This window comes from Stenotrophomonas sp. SI-NJAU-1 (assembly GCF_020883215.1).
Taxonomy (GTDB): Bacteria; Pseudomonadota; Gammaproteobacteria; order Xanthomonadales; family Xanthomonadaceae; genus Stenotrophomonas; species Stenotrophomonas indicatrix.
The window spans coordinates 1,411,905-1,434,467 of record NZ_CP086598.1 but is presented as its reverse complement, the minus strand read 5'-3'; the positions used below and the strand labels follow the sequence as shown (position 1 = coordinate 1,434,467).

Annotated in this window: 16 protein-coding genes and 3 tRNA genes; 8 read left to right on the top strand and 11 right to left on the bottom strand. The window is 67.6% G+C overall.

Going from position 1 to position 22,563, the window contains the following annotated elements:
• Positions 1-123: 123 nt before the first annotated feature.
• The 3 genes from rlmB to rnr form a co-directional block, all read right to left on the bottom strand.
• Positions 124-867 carry a 23S rRNA (guanosine(2251)-2'-O)-methyltransferase RlmB gene (rlmB, locus tag LMF57_RS06605; RefSeq protein WP_025875407.1) on the bottom strand — a complete coding sequence of 248 codons (744 nt, stop codon included), beginning with the start codon at positions 865-867 and terminating at the stop codon, positions 124-126.
• Positions 868-996: 129 nt separating this feature from the next.
• A complete protein-coding gene (locus LMF57_RS06600; RefSeq protein WP_117309921.1) occupies positions 997-1,482 on the bottom strand; it encodes a GFA family protein in 486 nt (161 codons plus the stop codon).
• 167 nt (positions 1,483-1,649) lie between these two features.
• Positions 1,650-4,109, bottom strand: a complete 2,460-nt coding sequence (gene rnr, locus LMF57_RS06595; RefSeq protein WP_229291127.1) for a ribonuclease R — start codon at positions 4,107-4,109, stop codon at positions 1,650-1,652.
• Positions 4,110-4,237: 128 nt separating this feature from the next.
• Between rnr and LMF57_RS06590 the strand changes: the two genes are divergently transcribed.
• A tRNA-Leu gene (locus LMF57_RS06590) sits at positions 4,238-4,322 on the top strand.
• A 159-nt stretch (positions 4,323-4,481) separates the two neighbouring features.
• Positions 4,482-4,568 (top strand) — tRNA-Leu (locus LMF57_RS06585).
• A 60-nt stretch (positions 4,569-4,628) separates the two neighbouring features.
• Here LMF57_RS06585 and LMF57_RS06580 read toward each other — a convergent pair.
• Positions 4,629-5,375: a sulfite exporter TauE/SafE family protein gene (locus tag LMF57_RS06580; protein WP_229291126.1), complete on the bottom strand. Its 747-nt coding sequence runs from the start codon at positions 5,373-5,375 to the stop codon at positions 4,629-4,631.
• Between the two features lie 96 nt (positions 5,376-5,471).
• Between LMF57_RS06580 and LMF57_RS06575 the strand changes: the two genes are divergently transcribed.
• Positions 5,472-6,383: a LysR substrate-binding domain-containing protein gene (locus tag LMF57_RS06575; protein ID WP_229291125.1), complete on the top strand. Its 912-nt coding sequence runs from the start codon at positions 5,472-5,474 to the stop codon at positions 6,381-6,383.
• A gap of 50 nt (positions 6,384-6,433) precedes the next feature.
• Positions 6,434-6,520, top strand: a tRNA-Leu gene (locus LMF57_RS06570).
• A 180-nt stretch (positions 6,521-6,700) separates the two neighbouring features.
• Here the strand turns inward: LMF57_RS06570 and emrB are convergent.
• From emrB to emrR, 4 genes are read right to left on the bottom strand one after another with little or no spacing between them, the layout of a single operon-like run.
• A complete protein-coding gene (gene emrB / locus LMF57_RS06565; RefSeq protein WP_025877622.1) occupies positions 6,701-8,287 on the bottom strand; it encodes a multidrug efflux MFS transporter permease subunit EmrB in 1,587 nt (528 codons plus the stop codon).
• Positions 8,288-8,295: 8 nt separating this feature from the next.
• On the bottom strand, positions 8,296-9,474 hold the full coding sequence (emrA, locus tag LMF57_RS06560) for a multidrug efflux MFS transporter periplasmic adaptor subunit EmrA (RefSeq protein ID WP_099783412.1): 1,179 nt from the start codon (positions 9,472-9,474) through the stop codon (positions 8,296-8,298).
• A gap of 11 nt (positions 9,475-9,485) precedes the next feature.
• Complete coding sequence (emrC, locus tag LMF57_RS06555) at positions 9,486-10,979, bottom strand: multidrug efflux transporter outer membrane subunit EmrC (protein WP_229291124.1); 1,494 nt, start codon at positions 10,977-10,979, stop codon at positions 9,486-9,488.
• Positions 10,976-11,419, bottom strand: coding sequence for a multidrug efflux system transcriptional regulator EmrR (gene emrR / locus LMF57_RS06550; protein ID WP_025877626.1), 444 nt, complete (start codon positions 11,417-11,419; stop codon positions 10,976-10,978). Before emrR ends, emrC begins: the two co-directional genes overlap by 4 nt.
• A 145-nt stretch (positions 11,420-11,564) precedes the next feature.
• On the opposite strand from emrR, the gene LMF57_RS06545 reads away from it, so the two are divergent.
• Both LMF57_RS06545 and parC read left to right on the top strand, forming a co-directional pair.
• The gene (locus LMF57_RS06545; protein ID WP_032975809.1) at positions 11,565-12,473 is read left to right on the top strand and encodes a helix-turn-helix transcriptional regulator; all 909 of its coding nucleotides are present in this window, start codon (positions 11,565-11,567) and stop codon (positions 12,471-12,473) included.
• 59 nt (positions 12,474-12,532) lie between these two features.
• Entirely contained in the window at positions 12,533-14,776 is a 2,244-nt protein-coding gene (gene parC, locus LMF57_RS06540) for a DNA topoisomerase IV subunit A (protein WP_140226746.1), read from the top strand.
• Positions 14,777-15,029: 253 nt separating this feature from the next.
• On the opposite strand, the gene bfr is transcribed toward parC, so the two are convergent.
• Positions 15,030-15,518 (bottom strand): bacterioferritin, encoded by a 489-nt coding sequence (gene bfr / locus LMF57_RS06535; RefSeq protein WP_025877631.1) that lies wholly within the window; start codon positions 15,516-15,518, stop codon positions 15,030-15,032.
• 125 nt (positions 15,519-15,643) lie between these two features.
• Here bfr and LMF57_RS06530 point away from each other — a divergent pair, with 125 nt between their 5' ends.
• A complete protein-coding gene (locus LMF57_RS06530) occupies positions 15,644-17,932 on the top strand; it encodes a penicillin acylase family protein (protein WP_229291123.1) in 2,289 nt (762 codons plus the stop codon).
• Positions 17,933-18,035: 103 nt separating this feature from the next.
• Here LMF57_RS06530 and LMF57_RS06525 read toward each other — a convergent pair whose 3' ends face one another.
• Complete coding sequence (locus tag LMF57_RS06525; protein WP_229291122.1) at positions 18,036-19,424, bottom strand: cation:proton antiporter; 1,389 nt, start codon at positions 19,422-19,424, stop codon at positions 18,036-18,038.
• 108 nt (positions 19,425-19,532) lie between these two features.
• Positions 19,533-21,224, bottom strand: a complete 1,692-nt coding sequence (gene asnB, locus LMF57_RS06520) for an asparagine synthase B (RefSeq protein WP_229291121.1) — start codon at positions 21,222-21,224, stop codon at positions 19,533-19,535.
• 341 nt (positions 21,225-21,565) lie between these two features.
• Here asnB and LMF57_RS06515 point away from each other — a divergent pair, with 341 nt between their 5' ends.
• Positions 21,566-22,444 carry an SEL1-like repeat protein gene (locus LMF57_RS06515; RefSeq protein WP_208082211.1) on the top strand — a complete coding sequence of 293 codons (879 nt, stop codon included), beginning with the start codon at positions 21,566-21,568 and terminating at the stop codon, positions 22,442-22,444.
• Positions 22,445-22,563 lie beyond the last annotated feature (119 nt).

The following is a 22,563-nucleotide window of genomic DNA, read 5'->3' as shown; positions in this document are numbered from 1 at the left end:
GTCGGTAGCGCCGGGCCATGCCCGGCGATTCCCTGCGGCAGCCCAACGTGTACCGCGCTGCACGATCGCCGGGCATGGCCCGGCGCTACCGGGAGCGCGTGACACGCCCCCGATCGATGCCGATCAACCGCGCTGGCGCACGGCCTCGAACAGGCTGACACCGGCAGCAACCGAGACGTTCAGGCTCTCGATCTCGCCCGGCATCGGAATCTTGACCAGGCCATCGCAGTTTTCGCGGGTGAGGCGGCGCAGGCCGTCGGCTTCGCCGCCCAGCACCAGGGCGATGTTGCCCTTCAGGTCCAGCTGGTACAGCGACGCAGTCGCCTCACCGGCCAGGCCGTAGATCCACACGCCCTGCTTCTGCAGGTCCTTCAGGCAGCGCGACAGGTTGGTCACCGCCACCACCGGAATAAGGTCGGCAGCACCGGCCGAGGTCTTGCGCACGGTGGCGTTGACCGTGGCCGACTTGTCCTTGGGAATGATCACGGCGGTAGCGCCGGCAGCGGCGGCCGAACGCAGGCAGGCGCCGAGATTGTGCGGGTCCTGCACCTCGTCCAGCACCAGCAGCAGGGCCTTGCCTTCCGCAGCCGTGACCAGGCCTTCCAGCTCGTTCTCGTTGTAGGTGCGGGCGGCGGCATAGCGTGCAGCCACGCCCTGGTGGCGCACCGAACCGCCCACGCCGTCCAGCGCCTGGCTGTTGACCTTGCGCACGTCGATGCCCTTGCGGCGGGCGTTTTCCTCGATTTCGACCAGGCGCGGGTTCTTCGCACCGGCCTCGACCAGCACTTCGCGGACGTTCTCGGCGTCGTTCTCGATGGAGGAGGCGACGGCGTTGACGCCGACGATCCACTGGCTGTTCTTGCTCATGCGGGCAGGACCGGAAAGGGGGTGGCTATGGTAGAGCATCGGCGGACGTGGCGCTGCGGCGGCTGGCCGGTAGCGCCGGGCCATGCCCGGCGACCGTTGTCCGTCGCCCCCGCCGGGCAAGGCCCGGCGCTACCCGCGCGAGCGCGGCGGCCAGTGCGGGGTGTCGTGGTCGGGATGCTGGTGGGAAACAACCGTGGCCAGGAATTCCAGCGCGGCCATGTCCTGTTCCGTGCGGCGTGCCGGCAGCCGGCCAAGCCCATCGACGAAGGGCAGCTTGCGCTCGACGCCGTACTGAAGGGTTGGCGGCAGTCGTTCAGGCTGGTCGAACGCACCGGCGGCCACCGCCACGCCATCGGGGGCCTCATAGGTCAATGGCGTGCCGCAATCGGCGCAGAAGCCGCGCCGCACTACGTTGGACGACTGGAAATAGCGCGGTTGGCCACGGGTCCAGCTGAACTGCACACCGCGCACCGACACCAGTGGCGCGTAGTAGGCGCCGAAGGCTTTCTGGCACATCCGGCAGTGGCAGATCGAGCTGTCGGTCAGCTCGCCCCGCGCCTGGAAGCGGATCGCGCCGCACTGGCAGCCGCCGCTGTATTCTGGTTGGCCCTGCATTGCTGCATTCCTCCGGAACCTCGTGTCGACCAAGGTCGACACCTACCGATGGGGAGCGAGTCGAGCAAGGTCGACACCTACCGATGGGGACGTGCCGCCCGGGACCGGCGCCTACCGGGATGGGCGGCGTCGGCGTGGCAGGTGCCGACCGTTGGTCGGCACAGCTTTCAATACTTCTTCTTCGCGCGCTTGGCCGGCTTGCCGCGCTCGGGCAGCGGCGCCGGGCCTGCTTCCTCTTCCTCGCCCTTGTGCTCGACCAGGCGGAAGTCGATCTTGCGTTCTTCCATGCTGGCCTTCAGCACCAGGATGCGCACCTGGTCACCCAGCCGGTAACTGCTGCCGCGGCGCTCACCGGTCAGCGTCTTGCGGGTCGCGTCGAACTTGTAATAGTCCTGCGGCAACTGGGTCACGTGCACCAGGCCCTGCACCTTCGAGTCGGCCAACTCCACGAACAGGCCAAAGCTGGTCACGCCGCTGATCACGCCGTCGAACTGGCCACCGACGTGTTTTTCCATCCACGCCGCGCGGTAACGCTCATCCACTTCGCGTTCGGCCTCATCGGCGCGACGCTCACGCTCGGAACACTGCAGTGCCAGTGCTGCCATCTCGCGAGCGGTGTAGGTGAACTTGTCCAGCGGCTTGCCCGACAGCGCATGCTTGATCGCCCGGTGCACCAGCAGATCCGGGTAACGACGGATCGGCGAGGTGAAGTGCGCATACGCTTCCAGCGCCAGGCCGAAGTGGCCGTTGTTGTCGGGGCTGTACACGGCCAGGCTCTGGCTGCGCAGCAGCACCGATTCCAGCAGCGTGGCGTCGGGACGGTCGCGGATCTTCTTCAGCAGCTTGGTGTAATCGCCAGGGCGCACCTTCGACCACGGCGGCAGGCTCAGCTTGAACTCCTTGAGGAATTCCAGCAGATCGGCGTACTTGGTTTCCGGCGGCTTCTCATGCACGCGGTAAGGCGCCGGCACATGGCGCGACAGCAGGTACTTGGCCGCCTCCACGTTGGCCGCAATCATGCATTCCTCGATCAGCTTGTGCGCATCGTTGCGCACCAGCATGCCGGCCTGGGTGACTTCACCACGGTTGTCGAGTACGAAGCGGACTTCGCTGCTTTCAAACTCGATCGCGCCACGCTTGCTGCGCGCCTTCGACAGCACCTTGTACAGCTGGTGCAGGCGCTGCACCTGCGGCAGCAGGTCGCCGATGAAGGCCTTGGCACCGGCATCGTCCTCGCCCACCGCCTGCCACACCTGGGTGTAGGTCAGGCGCGCATGCGAATTCATCACCGCTTCGTAGAAGCGCGAGCCGGTCACCTGGCCCTCGCGGTCGATCTGCATGTCGCAGACGAAGCACATGCGGTCGACCTTCGGCATCAGCGAGCAGATGCCGTTGGACAGCGTTTCCGGCAGCATCGGCACCACGAAGCCCGGGAAGTACACCGAGGTCGCGCGCTTCTGTGCTTCATCGTCCAGCGGCGTGCCCGGACGGACATAATTGGAGACATCGGCAATGGCCACCACCAAACGGAAGCCATCGGCGTTCGGCTCGCAGTACACCGCGTCGTCGAAGTCCTTGGCGTCCTCGCCATCGATGGTCACCAGCGGCGTGCTGCGCAGGTCGACGCGGCCGCCGATCATCGCCGGCTCGACCACCAGCGGTACCGCGGCGGCTTCGTCCAGCACCTCCTGCGGGAACTCGAACGGCAGCTCGTGGCCGTGGATCGCGGTTTCCACCACCAGCGAGGCAGTCAGCTTGTCGCCGAGCACGGCGATGATGCGGCCGATCGGCGGACGGCGGCTGTCCGGTGCCTGGGTCAGTTCGCAGACGACCAGCTGGCCATCGTTCGCGCCGCCGGTCTGGTCCGGCGGTACCTGCACGTTGCGCTGGATGCGCTTGTCATCGGGCACTACGTAATTGATGCCCATCTCGACGCTGAAGCGGCCGATCAGGCGGGTCATGCCGCGCTCGAGCACACGGGCGATGCTGCCTTCGCGACGGCCGCGGTGGTCAATGCCGGTGACACGTGCCAGCACCTTGTCGCCGTGCATCACCTTGCGCATTTCATAGGGCGGCAGGAACAGATCGTCACCGCCCTCGACCGGGCGCAGGAAGCCGAACCCTTCCGGATTGGCGATCACCACGCCGGTGACCAGGTTCAACGTCTGGATGGGCGCGAAGCCGCCGCGGCGGTTCTGCACCAGCTGGCCGTCGCGGACCATGGCGCCGAGCCGGCGCGACAGCGCTTCGGCACGGTCCGGTGCGGTCAGGCCCAGGCGCGCGCCGAGTTCCTCAGCCGTCTGCGGCCCTTCGCAGCGTTCCAGCAGGGCCAGGATGGCCTCGCGGCTGGCGATGGGTTGTTCGTACTTTTCCGCTTCGCGGGAGGCGTAGGGATCATCGATCACCTTGCCCGCCGGCGGCAGCTTGCGACCCGTTGCCGGGCCCGGCGGCTCGGCGTTGCGGCGGCCACGCCCCGGAGGCGGTGCACCGCCTTCGGCCAGTGCGGGGAGCCAGCCCGGCAACGGCTTGCCCGGCTTGTTGTTGCGGGCAGTGCCCTGCTTGGTGCCCTTGTTGGGGGCTTCACTGCGGGACTTGCTCCCGCCCTTGCTTGGTTTTTTGGTAGTCATCGCCCTCCATGGTAGCCGCTGTGGGCGTGCAGAACGGGTCAGCGCCCGTCTTTGAACAATCGGGTGAAAAACGTTCACAAAATCGTTGACAGCCTGCGTGTTCATCTTCACAATTGCGCCTCTGGAACGCCCAGATGGCGGAATTGGTAGACGCACTAGTTTCAGGTACTAGCGGGTAAAACCGTGGAGGTTCGAGTCCTCTTCTGGGCACCAACGAAAAAACTCCTCGCTCCGGCGGGGATTTTTTTTGCCTGAAATCCGGCTGCCGCCCCCATCCACGCATGGCGTGGATCTACTGAGCACGTTGGACGCAGGAATTTCAGAAGGGTGTTGACACCTCCGTCACGGCACCCCATAATTCTCCTCCTCGACGCCCAGGTGGCGGAATTGGTAGACGCACTAGCTTCAGGTGCTAGCGGGGGCAACTTCGTGGAGGTTCGAGTCCTCTCCTGGGCACCATGTCGAGAATGAAAAACACCCGCGAAAGCGGGTTTTTTCTTGTCTGACGTCCGGTCGGCATCACCACCACGAACGCAGCATCAGCTCCAGGCCCAGCAGCAGCAGGAAGCCGAGGAAGCAGGCACGGAACACGCGCGCACTGATGCGCTGGCGGATCACCTGCCCCAGCCACATGCCCAGCAGCGCCGGCAGCACCGCCAGCGCGCTCAACCCCAGCTGCTGCACGCCAAACGCACCGTTGAGCACCAGCCCGGTGGTCAGCGAGATCGTCGAGACGGTGAACGCCAGGCCCAGTGCCTGCACCAGCTCCTCGCGCTGCAAGCCCAGCGACTGCAGGTACGGCACCGCCGGCATGACGAACACGCCGGTGGCGCCGGTGACCACGCCGGACACCGCCCCGACCAGCGGCCCCAGCCAGCGCTCGCGCCGCTGCGGTACGCGGAACACCGGCGCCACCAGTGCGTACAGCGCATACACCACCAGCGCCATGCCCAACGCGGCGCGCGAGGCATCACGATCCACCCGTACCAGCAGCGCGGCCGAGCCCAGCGTCACCACCACCACGGCCAGCATCATCGGCCACAGCCGCCGCAGGGTGCGGCCCAGTGATGGCCCGGACAGCAACTGCCAGGCATTGGTGACGAAGGTGGGAATGAACAGCATCGAGGCCGCCGCCACCGGCGACAACGCGCCGCCCAGCAGTCCCATCGCCACCGTCGGCAGGCCCATGCCGGTCACGCCCTTGACCACCCCGGCCAGCACGAACACCACCACCAGCAACCCATAGAAGTATGTCGTCTCGTTCATGCCGCCATTGGAGCCGGCGCCGCAGGCGCGCACAATGCGGTCTTCCCGTCCGCGCCTTCGGACCAGCCGAAGGCAGGGCCGAGCGGAGCGAACGACATGCGTCTGGACATTGCCGATCTGCGCCTGTTCCTGGCGGTGGCCGAAGCCGGCAGCATCACCGCCGGCGCGGTGGAGGCGAATCTGGCACTGGGATCGGCCAGCGAACGCCTGCGCGCCATCGAAACCGACGTTGGCACGGCGCTGCTGACCCGTCACCCGCGCGGCATCAGCCTCACCGAAGCGGGTGCCGCACTGGCCCATCACGCGCGGCTGATCCTGCAGCAGCAGGCGCAGCTGCGCGGCGAACTGCAGGCGTTCGCCCACGGTGCGCGCGGCACGCTGCACCTGTACGCCAACACCGCGGCATTGACCAACTACCTGCCCGCGCGGCTGGCCCCATGGCTGGCAGAGCGCCCTCGCCTGCGCGTGGAACTGCACGAACGCACCAGCAATGAAGTCGTGCGCGCGATCCGTGCCGGCCAGGCAGAGGCCGGCATCATCAGTGATGCCGTTCCCGCCGATGGACTGCACCGACATGTCGTTGCCGAAGACCCGCTGATGATGGTGCTGCCGGCCGGCCACCGCTTCGCCGCACGGCGCTCGCTCGACTTCAGCGATGTGCTGGGCGAGACCTTCGTTGCCCTGGCCGACGGCAATGCGCTGCAGACCTATATCGAAGAGCTGGCGGCAGAGGCCGGACGCACGCTCGACGTGCGCATCCGCATGAAGACCTTTGAAGGCCTGTGCACGATGGTGGGCCATGGCATCGGCGTGGGCATCGCGCCGCGCACGATCGCGCGGCAGCATCGGCGGGCCACCGGCATCGTCGCCGTTGCACTCGGCAACGCGTGGGCACAACGCCGGCTGTGCGCCGCGTTCGCCGACTGGACATCGCTCTCGCCACCGATGCGCAGCCTGCTGCTGCATCTGGATGTGCACGCGGAAGCCGGTGCAGAAAAAAATGTGTGAAATGGTGTTGACACATATCCAGCCTTCCTGCAAAATTCTCCTCCTGAGTCGCCCAGGTGGCGGAATTGGTAGACGCACTAGCTTCAGGTGCTAGCGGGGGCAACTTCGTGGAGGTTCGAGTCCTCTCCTGGGCACCATGACTCAGACAATGATCAAACCCGCGCAAGCGGGTTTTTTCATGTCCGGCGTTTGCCGGGATCACGCGCGTCCATCCACGCATGGCGTGGATCTACTGGAATTCGCATGCATGCGTGGATGCACTGCAGACAAAAACCCCGCCTTCCGGCGGGGTTTTGTTTTTCAGCGACAGCGATCGATCAGTGCCCGCCACCGGCGGCAGCACCCGCGCCCGCACCGAAGGGCGGCTTGGCCAGCCACAGGAACGAGATGATCGCCAGGAAGATCCAGCCCAGCAGGAAGAAGATGTCGTTGAAGCCCATCTGCGATGCCTGGTGGTTGATCATGTTGTTCAGCACCGCCGCGCCATGTTGCAGGTCGCCCTGCCCCATCGCCGCCACCTGGTCCTGCATGCCCGGCTGATAGGCCGAAATGTGTTCGGTCAGGTCCGCGTGATGCACCTGCGTGCGACGTGCCCACAGCCAGGTGGTCAGCGACGCCGCGAAGCTGCCGCCCAGCGTACGCAGGAAGGTGGCCAGGCCCGAGCCGGCCGCGATCTCACGACCATCCAGGTCCGACAGCAGGATCTGCAGCACCGGCATGAAGAACAGTGCCACGCCGATGCCCATGATCAGCTGCACGCCGGCCACATGGTGGAAGTCCACCTGCAGGTTGAAACCCGAGCGCAGGAAGCTGGTCATCGACAGCACCACGAACGCGATGGTGGCCAGCATGCGCATGTCGAAACGCGATGCGTACTTGCCCACGAACGGGGTCATGATCACCGGCAGTACACCGATCGGGGCTGTTGCCAGACCGGCCCAGATTGCGGTGTAGCCCATGTCGCGCTGCAGCCACTGCGGAATCAGCAGGGCCACGCTGAAGAACGCCGCATAGGCCACCACCATCGCCAGCGTACCGGCGCGGAAGTTGCGGTGCCGGAACAGCTTCAGGTCGACGATCGGGTCCTTGTCGGTCAGCTCCCAGATCAGGAACACGGTCAGCGCCACCACGGCCACGCAGGCAAGCACCACGATCTTCATCGACGAGAACCAGTCTTCGTCGTTGCCCAGGTCGAGTACCAGCTGCAAGGCGCCCACGCCGATCACCAGGGTGACCAGGCCGACGTAGTCCATCTTCGGCTTCTCGACGTGCTCGGGGCGCCCCTTCAACTGGTTGCCCACCACCAGCGCAGCGAAGATGCCCAGCGGCACGTTGATCAGGAAGATCCATTCCCAGCTGTAGTTGTCGGTGATCCAGCCACCGAGGATCGGCCCGCAGATCGGCGCCACCACGGTGATCATCGCCAGCAGCGCCAGCGCCTGCCCGCGTTTCTCCCGTGGATAGATCGAGACCAGCAGCGACTGGGTGATCGGGTACATCGGGCCGGCGACGAAGCCCTGCAGCGCACGCGACAGCACCAGCATGCCCATGCTCTGGGCCAGGCCGCACAGCAGCGAGGTGATCACGAAGGCCAGCGTGGCCCATACGAACAGCTTGCGCTCGCCGAAGCGACGGCTGAGCCAGCCGGTCAGCGGCAGCGCGATCGCGGTGCTGACCGCGAACGAGGTGATGACCCACGTCGCCTGCTGCGAGCTGGCGCCCAGGTTACCGGCGATGGTCGGCAGCGAGACGTTGGCGATGGTGGTGTCGAGCACCTGCATGAACGAGGCCATCGCCAGGCCCACGGTGCACAGGGCCACACTGGGTGGCAGGAAGCCGGCGGCCGCACCCGGCGCCGCCGGTGCGCCCGGAGAGCCGGGCGCAGCTGGAGCTTGTGCGGACATGGCCGACCTCAGCTCGCCTTGGACTGCTGCGGCAGGTTGCCCTGGATGATCGTGTGGATCACCTCATCGGCATCGTGCAGCTGCTTGGCATACACGTCGGTGTCGAACACCGTGCCCTTGGCGGCTGCGCTCGGCAGCACTTCGCCCTTCTGGTCGCGCAGGCTCACCTCGGCCTTCATCGACAGGCCGATGCGCAGCGGGTGTTCGGCCAGCTGCTTGGCATCGATGGCGATGCGCACCGGCACGCGCTGCACGATCTTGATCCAGTTGCCGCTGGCGTTCTGCGCCGGCAGCAGCGAGAACGCCGAGCCGGTGCCCAGGCCCAGGCTGTCGATGCGGCCCTTGTACTTGACGTCGCCGGCATACAGGTCCGACTTCAGCTCCACTTCCTGGCCCAGGCGCATGTGCCGCAGCTGGGTTTCCTTGAAGTTGGCTTCGACCCACATCTGCTCGGTCGGCACTACCGCCATCAGCGCATTGCCCGGCTGCACGCGCTGGCCGACCTGCACCGAACGACGGGCGACATAGCCGGTGACCGGCGCGACGATGCCCGAACGTGCATTGTTGAGGAAGGCCTGGCGCAGCTGAGCGGCGGCAGCCTGCACATCCGGCTGGGTGGCGATCACGGTGTCATCGACCAGTGCACGGTTGCGCTCGACGGTCTCGCGCGAACCGGCCACGGCCGCTTCGGCAGCTGCCAGCTCGTCGCGGGCGTGGGCCAGCTCTTCATTGGAGATGGCGCCGGTGGCGGCCAGGTCCTTGCGGCGTGCAAAGTCGTCGCGCACGCGCTTCAGGGTCACCTGGCGTGCGTTCAAGTCCGCCTGCGCACCTTCGACGCTGCGGTACAGGCCGCGGGTCTGGCGCACGGTCTTGGCCAGGTTGGCTTCGGCCTGCTGCAGGGCTACCGAGGTATCGGCCGGGTCCAGCTGCACCAGCAGCTGGCCGCGCTCCACGCGCATGCCGTCATCGGCGTTGATGGCGACCACGGTACCGGCCACCAGCGGGGTGATCTGCACCTGGTTGCCCTGCACGTAGGCGTCGTCGGTCTCTTCGAACCAACGGCCGAACATGAAGTACCACAGCGCCAGTGCCGCCAGCAGCAGCACGACGATCACGAACAGGCCGCGCAACAGCTTGCCGCGGCGGTTGGGGGCGGCGGGGGCCGCAGTGTCTTGGGTCTGGCTCATGGCAGGGGTCTTCAGGAATGCGAGGAATCGGAATGGGAAGCAAGCGGTGCGGCATCAGCGTCACTGGGCTGGAAACCACCGCCGAGCGCCTTGCTCAGGCGCACCGAGGTCTGCAGCTGCTGCGACTGCAGGCCGGCCAGCTGCTGCTGCGACTGCAGCAGGGTGGACTGCGCGGTCAGCACGTCCAGGTAGCTGCCGATGCCAGCGCGATAGCGCTGCTGGGCCAGGTCGAACGCAGCGCGTGCGGTATCCACCGCCTGCTGCTGCGACTGCGCCTGCTGCGCCAGCGAGCGCACCGCGTTGACCTGGTCGGCCACGTCGCGCAGTGCATCGAGCACCGCCTGGTTGTAGTTCGCCACGGCCAGGTCGTACTGCGCATCGGTGTTGGCCAGGTTGGCCCGCAGCTTGCCGCCTTCGAAGATCGGCAGGCTCAGCGCCGGGCCGATGTAGGCGAAGCTGGAACTGCTCTGCAGCAGGTCGCCGACATTCGGTGCGACCACGCCGGCCAGCGCGGTCAGGTTGAAGCTCGGGTAGAACCGGGTCTTGGCAACCTTGATCTGCTTGTCGGCCGCTTCCACCCGCCAGCGCGCGGCGACGATGTCGGGGCGACGGCCGAGCAGTTCACTGGGCACTACGCCCGGCAGCTGCAGGGCCAGCGGGTTCATCGCCCGCGGGCGTTCGATCGACAGGCCGCGGTCCGGGCCCTTGCCGACCAGCGCGGCCAGCGCCGTGCGCCCGGCATCGATGCGCTGCTGCGCCGCCAGCAACTGCTGCTGTGCGGCCGGCACGCGGGCTTCGGCCTGGCGCACCTGCAGGTCGCTGTCGATGCCGGCACTACGACGCTGCCGGGTCAGCTGCAGCGACTTCTGCGAGCGCGCCAGTTCTTCTTCAGCCACGTCGTTGAGCTGCCAGGCGTAGGCCAGGTCGGTATAGGCCTGGGCGATGCCGGTGGACAGGTTCAGGCGCGCGGCCTGGGCTTCGACAGTCGCGGCGTGGGCGCCATCCACGGCAGCCTCCCAGGCGGCGCGCTTGCCGCCCCAGAGGTCGATGCCGTAGCTGAAGTCGAACGCGATCTGGCTGCTGCCAGCGTAGTGGCCGCCGATTTCATCGCCAGCCATCGATTCGGGCAGGCGCAGGCCGGTGTAGCCACCGGACACGGAGAGGCTGGGCAGGCGATCGGCGCGCGCGGTGCCGACCTGCGACTGTGCCTGGCGCAGGCGCGCGTCGGCGGCGTCCAGGCTCGGATGGCCGGCCAGGCCTTCGGCGATCAGCGCATCCAGCTGCGCGTCGCCCAGTGCCTTCCACCAGTCCTGGGCAGGAAAACCGGCGGCGCTCAGGTCGCTGTCGGCCAGGGTACGTTCGCTGTGCAGGCTGTCCACGTCGAGCACGTGGCCCTGCGGGTCAAGGCCACGGCTGCTTGCGCAGGCGGCCAGCGCCAGGGCCAGCGCCGACAGCAGCAGCGCGCGCCCGGAGCGGCGGAGAGTGGGATGCGGGATCGGGTTCATGGGGTTGTCAGGGAATCGCGGATTCGGGTCAGGAGGGACAGCAGCTGCGTGCGTTCGTCGGCGGACAGATCGCGCAGGGCGTAATCCATCACCGCGTCGCCGCGCAGCTTCAACCGCGCCCACAGCGCGCGGCCTTCATCGGTCAATACGATCTGCAGTGCACGCCGGTCCTGCGCATGCGGCTCACGGCGCACGCAACCGAGCGCTTCCAGCTTGTCCAGCAGGCGGGTGACCGCGCTGGGCACCTGGTCGATGGCCTGGGCCAGCTCGTTGGCCGTGCACGGCGCCATGTTCGAGAGCACCTTCAGCCCGATGTAGTGGGTGAAGCCGATGCCGAGGTCTTCTTCGGCCATGGACGCGTCGAGCTGGCGGACAAGGCCGTCGCGCACCTGGCGCAGCAGCAGGCCGAAGCTGGGGGGAGTGGTTGCAGGACAGATCATGGGGGAGCATTCTCTTCCAAAAAAAATATTTCTCAATGGAAATATTCGATCTGGCATCGAATGCTGTGTTGCAGCAGTGGGCTGGATCAGGTGAAGGCGCCACCTTAATGGCGCCCCCAACTGGCCCGGTAGTACAATCCAGCCAATGAATGTCACATTCAAGCCACCCCCGGCCCACGTAAAGGCGGGCGAACCCGGCCCTGCCACCCTGCTGCGCGAAGAAGCACTGGATTGGTTCGAGCGCAATGACGGCCCGCCGGTCATCGCCTTCCGCTTCGACAGCCCGCAGGGGCTGGCCCGCGAAGTGGACTGGCATCACCACGTCCGCGCGCAGCTGATCTGCGTCGAACGCGGCCTGCTGACCACCCGCACCTCCCATGGCACCTGGTCGCTGGCGCCAGGTTCGGCGGGCTGGATGCCGCCGGCCGAGCCGCATACGGTCCACATCGATGGCCCCCTGCGCGGCTGGGGCATGGTGCTGGCCGCACCGCTGTGCGCCGAACTGCCCGCCGACCCATGCGTGCTGGGCATCTCGCGGTTGGCGCAGGCCGTGGCCGAACGCATCTGTGACTGGCCGCAGGACTACGAAAGCACCAGCGAACGGCAGCACATCATCAATGTGCTGCTGGACGAGATACGCGCCGCGCCGCGCCAGCGCATGCACCTGCCGATGCCACGTGACCGGCGCCTGCTGAAGATCGCCTCGCAGCTGCTGGCCGACCCGGCCGACGAGCGCGGCCTGGCGCAGTGGGCGCATTGGGCCGGCCTGTCGCCGCGCAGCCTGACCCGCCATTTCCGCGACGAGACCACCCTCAGCTTCGCGCAATGGCGCCAGCAGGCGCGGCTGGCCGAGGCGCTGCGGCAGCTCAGCGAGGGCCGCAGCGTGGCCGATATCGCCCACGCACTGGGCTTCAGCAGCGCCAGCGCCTTCGTCACCGTGTTCCGGCGACACTTCGGGCTACCGCCCGGACGCTACCTGGCACGGGCCGGCCACGGCCTGGAACCGGGCCTTGACCCTGCACGCGGCTTGGCATCCCCCGCCGCATCCGGATAATCACTGGATTGAGAGCGGCGACCGCCGTCACCGCCTCCCGACATAGGTAACAACGCCGCATGACCGATCTTGCCCGCCCCGTGTTCCACGGTTTCGAACAACTGCCGCTGCGCGAGTACGCCGAACGCGCCTACCTCGACTACTCGATGTACGTGGTCCTGGATCGCGCCCTGCCGTTCATTGGCGACGGCCTGAAGCCCGTGCAGCGCCGCATCATCTATTCGATGAGCGAGCTGGGCCTGAATGCCGCGTCCAAGCCGAAGAAGTCCGCGCGCACCGTCGGTGACGTCATCGGTAAGTACCACCCGCATGGCGACAGCGCGTGCTACGAAGCGCTGGTGCTGATGGCACAGCCGTTCTCGTACCGTTATCCGCTGATCGAAGGCCAGGGCAACTTCGGTTCCAGCGACGACCCGAAGTCGTTTGCGGCGATGCGTTACACCGAATCCAAGCTGACCCCGATCGCCGAAGTGCTGCTGGGCGAACTGGGCCAGGGCACCACCGACTGGGCACCGAACTTCGACGGCACCCTGCAGGAACCGACCTGGATGCCGGCACGCCTGCCGCATCTGCTGCTGAACGGCACCACCGGCATCGCCGTGGGCATGGCCACCGATGTGCCGCCGCACAACCTCAACGAGATCGTCAGCGCGCTGCTGCACCTGCTGGACGATCCGGATGCCAGCGTGCGCGACCTGTGCGAGCACGTGAAGGGCCCCGACTACCCGTCCAACGCCGAGATCATCACCCCGGCCAACGACCTGCGGAACATGTACGAGACCGGCAACGGCAGCGTGCGCGCGCGTGCCACCTACACCAAGGAAGCGCACAACGTGGTGGTCACCGCGTTGCCGTTCCAGGTGTCGCCGTCGAAGGTGATCGAGCAGATTGCCGCGCAGATGCGCGCCAAGAAGCTGCCGTGGCTGGAAGACATCCGCGATGAGTCCGACCACGCCAACCCGGTGCGCGTGGTGCTGGTGCCGCGCTCGAACCGCGTCGACGCCGAGCAGTTGATGGGCCACCTGTTCGCCACCACCGACATGGAGCGCAGCTACCGCGTCAACCTCAACGTGATCGGGCTGGACGGCCGTCCGCAGGTGAAGAACCTGAAGACGCTGCTCAGCGAATGGCTGGCGTTCCGCAGCAGCACCGTCACCCGTCGCCTGCAGCACCGCCTGCAGAAGGTCGAGCGTCGCCTGCACCTGTTGGAAGGCCTGCTGGTGGCGTTCCTCAACCTGGACGAGGTGATCCACATCATCCGTACCGAGGACGAACCGAAGGCGGCGCTGATCGCGCGCTTCGGCCTGTCCGAAGACCAGGCCGAGTACATCCTGGAAACCAAGCTGAAGCAGCTGGCCCGCCTGGAAGAAATGAAGATCCGTGGCGAGCAGGACGAGCTGGCCAAGGAGCGCGACAAGATCCTCAGCATCCTCGACAGCAAGGCCAAACTGAAGAAGCTGATCCGCGACGAGCTGCAGGCCGACGCCAAGAAGTTCGGCGACGAACGCCGCTCGCCGCTGGTGCAGCGCCAGGCCGCGCAGGCCATCGACGAGACCGAGCTGGTGCCGAGCGAGCCGATGACCGTAGTGCTGTCGGAGAAGGGCTGGATCCGTGCCGCCAAGGGCCACGACGTCGATGCGTCCGCCCTGTCCTACCGCGATGGCGACGCCCTGCAGGGCGCGGTGCGTGCACGCAGTACCCAGCAGGTCGCCTTCCTGGACAGCGAAGGCCGCGCCTACTCCACGCCGGTGCATACCCTGCCCTCGGCACGCGGCAACGGTGAGCCGCTGACCGGCCGCTTCTCGCCGGCCGCAGGCACCAGCTTCGTGACCCTGGCCAGCGCCGAACCGGATACCCGCTTCGTGCTGGCCTCGACCCACGGCTATGGTTTCGTCACCCGTTTCGAGAACCTGATCGGTCGCAACAAGGCCGGCAAGGCGATGCTGAACCTGTCGGCGGGCTCGTCGGTACTGACCCCATCGGTGGTGGCCAACGTCGCTACCGACCGCATCGTCGCGGTGACCAGTTCGGGCAACCTGCTGGCGATCGCCGCCAACGACCTGCCGGAACTGGACAAGGGCAAGGGCAACAAGATCATCGAGATCCCCAAGGCCAAGCTCGCCACCGAACGCGTGGTCGCCATCGTGGCGATCAGCCCGGGCCAGACCCTGCAGGTCCGCAGCGGCCAGCGCACCATGGGCCTGAAGTTCAACGAGCTCGACGCCTATCTGGGCGCCCGCGCCACCCGTGGCCATCTGCTGCCGCGTGGCTGGCAGAAGGTGGAAGGGTTGTCGGTCGAATGACGGTTGGTGTCAACCTGGGTTGACACGCCTTGCCCGGCAACCGGGAACCCGCCGGGCATGGCCCGGCGCTACCGGGATCGGAGCATCAGACACAAAAAAGCCGGGGCATTCCCCGGCTTCTTTGTTTGTCGGCTGGCGGGCGGTGGAGCAGCTGGCGGGCGAAGGCTGGCTGGCGGTGCTCCGGTGCTGGCGGGCGACGTTGCTTTGCGCTCCTGGTAGAGCCGGGCATGACCCGGCGCTACGACAATCGGGGTCAGTGCGCCGGGGCGCCGCTGCCGTCGATCTTGCTCAGCTGGTACAGCTCCAGGCCGATTCGCTTGATCAGGCCCAGCTGCTGCTCCAGCCACCAGGCGTGGTCTTCCTCGGTGTCCTTCAACTGCGCCAGCAGCATGTCGCGGCTCACGTAGTCGCCCTTCTCCTCGCACAGCTTCATGCCGGCGGCGAGGTTGTTGCGCACCGCGTATTCGGTGTCCAGGTCCTTGCGCAGCATCTCCTCCACGGTCTTGCCGGGCTCGGTGGCATGCGGGCGCATGTCCGGGTCGCCGCCCAGGAACAGGATCCGGCGCAGCAGCGCGTCGGCATGCTGGGTCTCCTCTTCCATCTCGTGGTTCAGGCGTTCGTACAGCGCGAACAGGCCCTGGTCCTCGTAGCGGCGGGAGTGGATGAAGTACTGGTCGCGGGCGGCGAGTTCGCCGCGCAGCAGTTCCTTCAGGCAGGCGATGACGTCCGGGTTGCCTTTCATGGGGGGAGCTCCTGTGAATCGATGGCGCCCATGGTGCCCGATCTGGAACTACGGTGATCTAATCGGAATCAGTCGCAGTTGCGCCTGCGGCTACAATCGGCCGACCTGCTCGGAAAGGACCTGCAATGCGTCGTACGTGGCGGTGGATTCTGGGTGTGCTGGTGGCAATCGTGCTGCTCGCGGTGCTGGTCCTGTGGTTGCTGCTGCGCGGCAGCCTCGCCGAACTGGACGGCGAGCGCCCGTTGCCCGGGCTGGCCAGCAAGGTCACCGTAGAGCGCGATGCGCTGGGGGTGGTCACCATCACCGCCGGCAACAAGGCTGATGCCCTGCGGGCGCTCGGCAGTGTTCACGCGCAGGAACGTTATTTCGAAATGGACCTGATGCGGCGCAGTGCCGCGGGTGAACTGTCCGCGTTGTTCGGGGCGAAGGCGATCGAAGCCGACAAGCGCATGCGCGTGCACCGCCTGCGCGCGCGCACCGAGGCCCATCTGCAGGACGCACTGGGCAGCGACCCTGCGGCCGTGCGCGCCTATGTGGACGGGGTCAACCAGGGCCTGGGCAGCCTGGCGGTGCGGCCATGGGCCTACCTGCTGCTGCGGCAGGCGCCCCGACCGTGGCAGGCCAGCGACAGCGTGCTGGCAGGCCTGGCCATGTACGCCGACCTGCAGGACCCCAGCAACCAGTCCGAACTCGCCCTGCAGCGCATCCGCGCGGTGGTGCCACCGGCACTGTATGCGCTGCTGGCGCACGACGGCAGCGAGTGGGATGCGCCGCTGGCTGGCGCTGCCCGTGGTAACGCCCCCCTGCCTGATGCCAGCCAGCTGGACCTGCGCACGCTGAAGGCCCCGACCGGCGCGGCTGCCGAGGATGCCGACGCGGTCGGCAGCAACAATTTCGCCGTGGCCGGCGCGCTGACCGCCGATGGCCGTGCGATCGTCGCCGACGACATGCACCTGGGCCTGCGCGCCCCCAGCCTGTGGTTCCGTGTGCGCCTGCGCTACCCCGATCCACAGGCCGCGGGTGGCCAGGTCGACGTCAGCGGATTCTCGCTGCCGGGCGTGCCGGCGGTGATTGTCGGCAGCAATGGCCACGTGGCCTGGGGCTTCACCAACAGCTACATCGACACTGCCGACTTCCGCACCGAGCCAGCGGACGCTGCAGTGACCGTGCACGAGGAACGGATCGTCGTGGCCGGCGCTGCCGACGTGCGTTTCCCGGTACGCGAAACTGCGTGGGGGCCGATCCTGCACACCCACGCCGATGGCAGTGGCGACGCCCTGCGCTGGGTCGCGCAGTTGCCGGGCGCGGTGCGCATGGACTTCGCCGACATGGCACGGGCCGCCGATCTGGACCAGGCCCTGCAGATTGCCGACCATGCCGGTATTCCCGCGCAGAACCTGGTGATCGGCGACCGCAGCGGGCGCATCGCGTGGCGCCTGATCGGCGCGCGGCCTGACCGTGGCCCGGGCTGCGCGCCGTGGCCGATCCGCAGCGACGCCGCGCCGAGCCTGGTCGACCCCGCCTCGCATCGGCTGTGGACGGCCAACAGCCGCGTGGTGGACGAGGCGACGCTGGCCACGGTCGGCAATGGCGGCTACGACCTCGGCGCGCGCGGACGGCAGATCCGCGACCTGCTGGCTACGCAGGAGCATTTCGACGAGCACGACCTGCTGGCGATCCAGCTCGACGACCGCGCGGTGTTCCTGCAGCGCTGGTGGGTGCTGCTGCACCAGGTGGTCGAGCACAGCGACGATCCGGCACTGAAGCGGTTGGGCACGGCCAGCAGCCATTGGGACGGGCGCGCCGCGATCGATTCGGTCAGCTACCGGGTGGTGCGCGAGTTCCGCACGCAGGTGCTCGACACGTTGACCGATGCGCTGCTGGCACCGGCCCGGGCACCGCTGGGCGAGGACTTCCTGGCACCGCGCCTGTCGCAGCTGGAAGGCGTGGCCTGGCCGATGCTGCAGCAGCGCCCCGCCAACCTGCTGCCGCCCGCTTACACGAGCTGGGATGCGCTGCTGGCCGATGCGGCGCGCCGTACCGAAGCAGAGCTGTCCGCGCAGGGGCCGCTGGCGCACCGCAGCTGGGGCGAGCGCAATACCGCAGCGATCTGCCATCCGGTCGCGCGCGCCCTGCCCGCCTTCGCCAGCCGCTGGTTGTGCATGCCGGCCGATCCCCTGCCCGGCGACCGTGACATGCCGCGTGTACAGACGCCGGCGTTCGGCGCCTCGCAGCGCATGGTGGTCTCGCCCGGACACGAGGCCGATGGCATCGTGCACATGCCGGGTGGGCAGAGCGGCCATCCGCTGTCGCCGTACTGGGGCGCCGGACACGAGGACTGGGTGCACGGTCGCCCCACCCCGTTCCTGCCCGGCAAGGCGCAGCACACGTTGACGCTGCTACCGGCCAGGTAATTGCTCGCCGGGCATGGCCCGGCGCTACCAGAGCAACGAGCCCGCGCACAGTGGATCCGAACGATATGGTAGCGCCGGGCCATGCCCGGCGGGATTCACCGCGTCAGGCCTTGCGGCGCTCGATCAGGTTCAACAGCGGCCCGGTCATCGCAGTGGTCACCAGCGCCATGATCACGAGTACCGCAAACAGGCGGTCGCCCAGCAGGCCCAGCTCGTAGCCCAGGTTGAGCACGATCAGCTCCATCAACCCGCGGGTGTTCATCAGCGCACCCAACCGCCACGCTTCGCGCGAGGCCATGCCGGTACTGCGCGCCGCGCTCCAGGTGCCCAGCAGCTTGCCCACCGTGGCCACGGCGATCACCACCATGCACAACGCGATGTCACTGGTCTGCAACGCGTCGGCGCGCATGCGCAGGCCGGTCATGGCGAAGAACAGCGGCAGCAGCAGCGTCACCGCGAACGGTTCGACCCTGGCCACCAGCAGGTGCCGCAGCTGCGCGTTGGACGACACCGCCACGCCTGCGGCGAAGGCGCCGAACAGCGCATGGATGCCGAGCACTTCGGTGACCAGCGCACTGGCCAGCGACAGCAGCAGGATGCCCAGCAGCCAGCGCCCCTCGCGACCCGGCGCGATGGTCTGGCGGGCGAACCATGGCTTCACCAGGCCCAGCATCAGCGCGATGAACGCCACCACGCACAGCAGGTTGACGCTGGCCGGCAACCAGCCGGTGGCCTGCGCTGCCGCCACGATCAGCGCCAGCAGGCACCACGCGGTCGCATCGCCCAGCGCCGCGCAGGCGATGGCGGTCTGCCCCAGCGGGGTGTGGGTGATGCCGCGATCAGCGAGGATGCGCAGCAGCACCGGGAAAGCGGTGATGCTCATCGAAATGCCGACGAACAGCGCGAACGCGGTGAAACCCACGCCCTGCGGGCCATGCTGCGGATAGAGCCAGATGGCCAGCGCCACACCGAGTACGAACGGCACCGCGATGCCGGCGTGGCTGACGGTGAAGGCGAATCGACGACGCCCACGCAGCGCGCCCAGATCAAGCTCGGCGCCGGCCACCAGCAGAAACATCAGCACGCCCAGCTGGCTGAGCATGCCCAGCGGCCCGAGCGATGCGGCCGGGAACAGCGCACCATGCACCTGCGGCAGCAGGCTGCCCAGCAACAGCGGCCCCATCATCAGGCCGGCGGCCATCTCGCCGATCACGGCCGGCTGGCCGAAACGCTTCAACAGCGCGCCGGCGCCCTTGGCGACCAGCAGCAGCACCAGCAGCTGCAGCAGGAACAGGCCGAGCGGCGAGGCCAGGTGATGGGCCCAGTCACTGCCGACCACGGCTTCGGCCTTGCTTGCCACCGTCGGCAGCCCGGGGCCCGCATAGCGGGCCAGCAGCAGGCCGACCAGCAGCGGCACGCCGGCCCACACCAGATAGCGCCACGCCCACTTCGTCGGCCTCACGGAACCTCCGGTCTGTACGTCCATGAACATTCCCCAATGTGCAGGGGGCTGATGATACGTCCCTCGCCGCCCATGCGCCGCAGGGCTCGCCGGGCATGGCCCGGCGCTACCCGTGTCGCTGCCGCTCGGCGCGGCCGATCAGGCCAACGCCTGTTCGTGCACGCCGGCGATGGCGCGGCCCGACGGGTCGGCGGCGGCGGCAAAGCTGGCATCCCAGGCGATCGCTGCCGGCGAGGAACAGGCGATCGACTTGCCGCCCGGCACGGTTTCAGCCGCCGCATGGCTGGGGAAGAACTGCTCGAACAGGTGACGGTAGTAGTACGCCTCCTTGGTCTGCGGCGGATTGTGCGGGAAGCGCTTGTCGGCCGCAGCCAACACGCGGTCGCTGACCTGCGCTTCGGCGTGCGCCTTCAGGCCATCGATCCAGCCATAGCCGACGCCATCGCTGAACTGCTCTTTCTGCCGCCACAGGATGCTGTCCGGCAGGTAGCCCTGGAAGGCTTCGCGCAGTACCGCCTTCTCGATGCGGCGACCACCAGAACCGGCGCCGACCATCTTGTGCGCGGCATCGAATCGCATCGCCACGTCGAGGAACTCGCGGTCCAGGAACGGCACGCGCGGCTCCACGCCCCAGGCCATCATCGACTTGTTGGCGCGCAGGCAATCGTAGTTGTGCAGGGCATCGAGCTTGCGCACCAGTTCCTGGTGGAATTCGCGCGCGTCCGGTGCCTTGTGGAAGTAAAGATAGCCGCCGAAGATTTCGTCGCTGCCTTCGCCGGACAGCACCATCTTCACCCCCATCGCCTTGATCCGGCGTGCCAGCAGGAACATCGGCGTGGAGGCGCGGATGGTGGTGACGTCGTAGGTTTCAATATGGCGGATCACCTCCGGCAGCACGTCCAGGCCTTCTTCGAAGGTGTATTCGAAGCCGTGGTGGACCGTGCCCAGCGCTTCGGCGGCCACCGCAGCAGCGGCCAGATCCGGCGAGCCCTTCAGGCCGATGGCGAACGAGTGCAGGCGCGGCCACCACGCTTCGCTCTGCCCGCCATCTTCGATGCGACGACGCGCATAGCGGGCTGCCACGGCGGCAACCAGCGACGAATCCAGCCCGCCCGACAGCAGCACGCCGTACGGCACGTCACTCATCAACTGGCGTTCGACCGCATGTTCGAAGGCCTGGCGCAGCTCGGCGAGATCGGCCGAGCGGCCCTGCACGTCGTCGTACTCGCGCCACGGCTGCTGGTAGTAGCGCACCAGCTCACCGCTGGCGCTGTCGTAGTAATGGCCCGGCGGGAACTGGGCAACGTCGGCGCAGGTATCGACCAACGCCTTCATTTCAGAGGCGACGCGCAACCGCCCCTGCGCATCATGGCCCCAGTACAGCGGCACCACGCCGACCGGGTCGCGCGCGACCAGCACGCGACCCGCACTGCGATCCCACAAAGCGAAAGCGAAGATGCCGTTGAGCTGCTCCAGCCACTGCGCCGGCGCCCCGCCCTGGCGGTACAGCGCGTTGATCACCTCGCAGTCCGAGCCGGTCTGGAAGGCATAGGCTTGGGCAAGTCCGCCCTTGAGCTGCTGGTGGTTGTAGATCTCGCCGTTGACCGCCAGCGCCAGCTGCCCGTCTTCGGACAGCAGCGGCTGCGAGCCGCCTGCCGGATCGACGATGGCCAGGCGCTCGTGCACCAGCAGCGCGCCTTCGTCCAGGTACACGCCGCTCCAGTCCGGCCCACGATGACGCTGGCGCTGCGACAGCTCCAGCGCATGGCGGCGCAGGGAAGGAAGATCGTCACCGGCCTGCAGGCCGAAAATACCGAAGATCGAACACATGGGTGGAACTCCTGTTGTGGGGAAGTACACGGGGGGAAGGTGTTCGACCGGCCATCCAGGCCCGGGTGGGGCTGCGCCCGGGCACAAAAAAACCCGCATCGGCCGATGCGGGTTTTCTGGTGTCCGGGCGTATGTTGCTGTCTATCTACCCAGGGCGCAGTCCCGCATCGGCCGCGCACGATTATTCGCACGCAGATTATTGCGGTTGCTGTTGTTGACGGCGGTGGCCAGGCGGAGCGACATGGACCTGACCGTAACCGGGTTTCCGGCGCGGCGCAACCGTTGCGTTGGCAACCACTGCGCAGAGCGCATAATGGCCCGCCGTCAAACGTGCAATGGAAATGCAACACCGCAATGGACGCAATGCGGCTTTGGCCGCCCTGATCAGCCTGGGCCTGGCCGCCTGCCAGACCCTGCCCCCACCCTCGCCCCTTCCGCCGGCTCAGCAGCAGAGCCTGGAGCAACGCGGAACCGACGGCAGCTTCGAGGGGGCCTTTGATACCGCGGAAACCTTCGAGCGCTTCAACGATCCGCGCGCCATCGCCTATTACGAGCGTGCCGCAGCGGTCACCCCCTGGACCTTCCACAACACCAAGGCGGAAGAAGCCTTGGGCCGGATCTGGATCTCCGGCATGCTGCGGTATGCCGACAGCCCCCACATCAACCCTGCGCCGGTGCTGCGCGCGTCCTGGCGACGTGGCGAACGCGCCTATCTGGCGGCGGCGTACCACGGTAATCCCTATGCGTTCTACGAACTCGCCAAGGCCTATCGCCAGCGTGGCAATGCGCAACAGGCGCTGCGCTGGGACCTGCGCGGAATGATCTACCAGCGCTACCCGAGTTCATCGTCGCGACTGCCGGATGCAGTGGCCGCGCAGGGCGACAGCGCGCACCCGCTGGTTGCGCAGATCCAGCGTCGCGCCGAGCGCGGCGATGCCGAAGCGCAGGTGGACCTGGGCGCGCTGCTGGAGAAGGGCGTGGGACTGCCGCGCGATCCGGCGCGTGCGCTGCAGCTGTACCAGCGTGCCGGCGAGAAGGGCAATGTGTTCGGCCAGTACTTCGCCGGGCTGCTGCTGGGCCGCAGTGCGCCGGGCGTGGAGAAGGACACCGAGGCAGCGGCGGGCTGGTTCGCCCGGGCCGAGGCGCAGCGCTTCTACATGGCCGCGCCGAGCTACTGGAAAAAAGCGGTCGAACCGCCGTTCTTCATTTTTTCGGAATGACGCGCGCTGCTGCACTCGCCGGGCATGGCCCGGCGCTACCCACGATCATCCGCACGCTCACCCTGGTAGCGCCGGGCCATGCCCGGCGACGCGGATCACACCAGCAACCGCACGCTCAC

Bases quoted from the DNA above. Each gene is read 5' to 3' on its own strand.
- emrA (WP_099783412.1), bottom strand. From the start codon at position 9,474: ATGAGCCAGACCCAAGACACTGCGGCCCCCGCCGCCCCCAACCGCCGC.
- rnr (WP_229291127.1), bottom strand. From the start codon at position 4,109: ATGACTACCAAAAAACCAAGCAAGGGCGGGAGCAAGTCCCGCAGTGAA.
- emrB (WP_025877622.1), bottom strand. From the start codon at position 8,287: ATGTCCGCACAAGCTCCAGCTGCGCCCGGCTCTCCGGGCGCACCGGCG.
- emrR (WP_025877626.1), bottom strand. From the start codon at position 11,419: ATGATCTGTCCTGCAACCACTCCCCCCAGCTTCGGCCTGCTGCTGCGC.
- rlmB (WP_025875407.1), bottom strand. From the start codon at position 867: ATGAGCAAGAACAGCCAGTGGATCGTCGGCGTCAACGCCGTCGCCTCC.
- parC (WP_140226746.1), top strand. From the start codon at position 12,533: ATGACCGATCTTGCCCGCCCCGTGTTCCACGGTTTCGAACAACTGCCG.
- LMF57_RS06575 (WP_229291125.1), top strand. From the start codon at position 5,472: ATGCGTCTGGACATTGCCGATCTGCGCCTGTTCCTGGCGGTGGCCGAA.
- LMF57_RS06530 (WP_229291123.1), top strand. From the start codon at position 15,644: ATGCGTCGTACGTGGCGGTGGATTCTGGGTGTGCTGGTGGCAATCGTG.
- LMF57_RS06545 (WP_032975809.1), top strand. From the start codon at position 11,565: ATGAATGTCACATTCAAGCCACCCCCGGCCCACGTAAAGGCGGGCGAA.
- LMF57_RS06525 (WP_229291122.1), bottom strand. From the start codon at position 19,424: ATGTTCATGGACGTACAGACCGGAGGTTCCGTGAGGCCGACGAAGTGG.
- asnB (WP_229291121.1), bottom strand. From the start codon at position 21,224: ATGTGTTCGATCTTCGGTATTTTCGGCCTGCAGGCCGGTGACGATCTT.
- bfr (WP_025877631.1), bottom strand. From the start codon at position 15,518: ATGAAAGGCAACCCGGACGTCATCGCCTGCCTGAAGGAACTGCTGCGC.
- LMF57_RS06515 (WP_208082211.1), top strand. From the start codon at position 21,566: ATGCAACACCGCAATGGACGCAATGCGGCTTTGGCCGCCCTGATCAGC.
- LMF57_RS06600 (WP_117309921.1), bottom strand. From the start codon at position 1,482: ATGCAGGGCCAACCAGAATACAGCGGCGGCTGCCAGTGCGGCGCGATC.
- LMF57_RS06580 (WP_229291126.1), bottom strand. From the start codon at position 5,375: ATGAACGAGACGACATACTTCTATGGGTTGCTGGTGGTGGTGTTCGTG.
- emrC (WP_229291124.1), bottom strand. From the start codon at position 10,979: ATGAACCCGATCCCGCATCCCACTCTCCGCCGCTCCGGGCGCGCGCTG.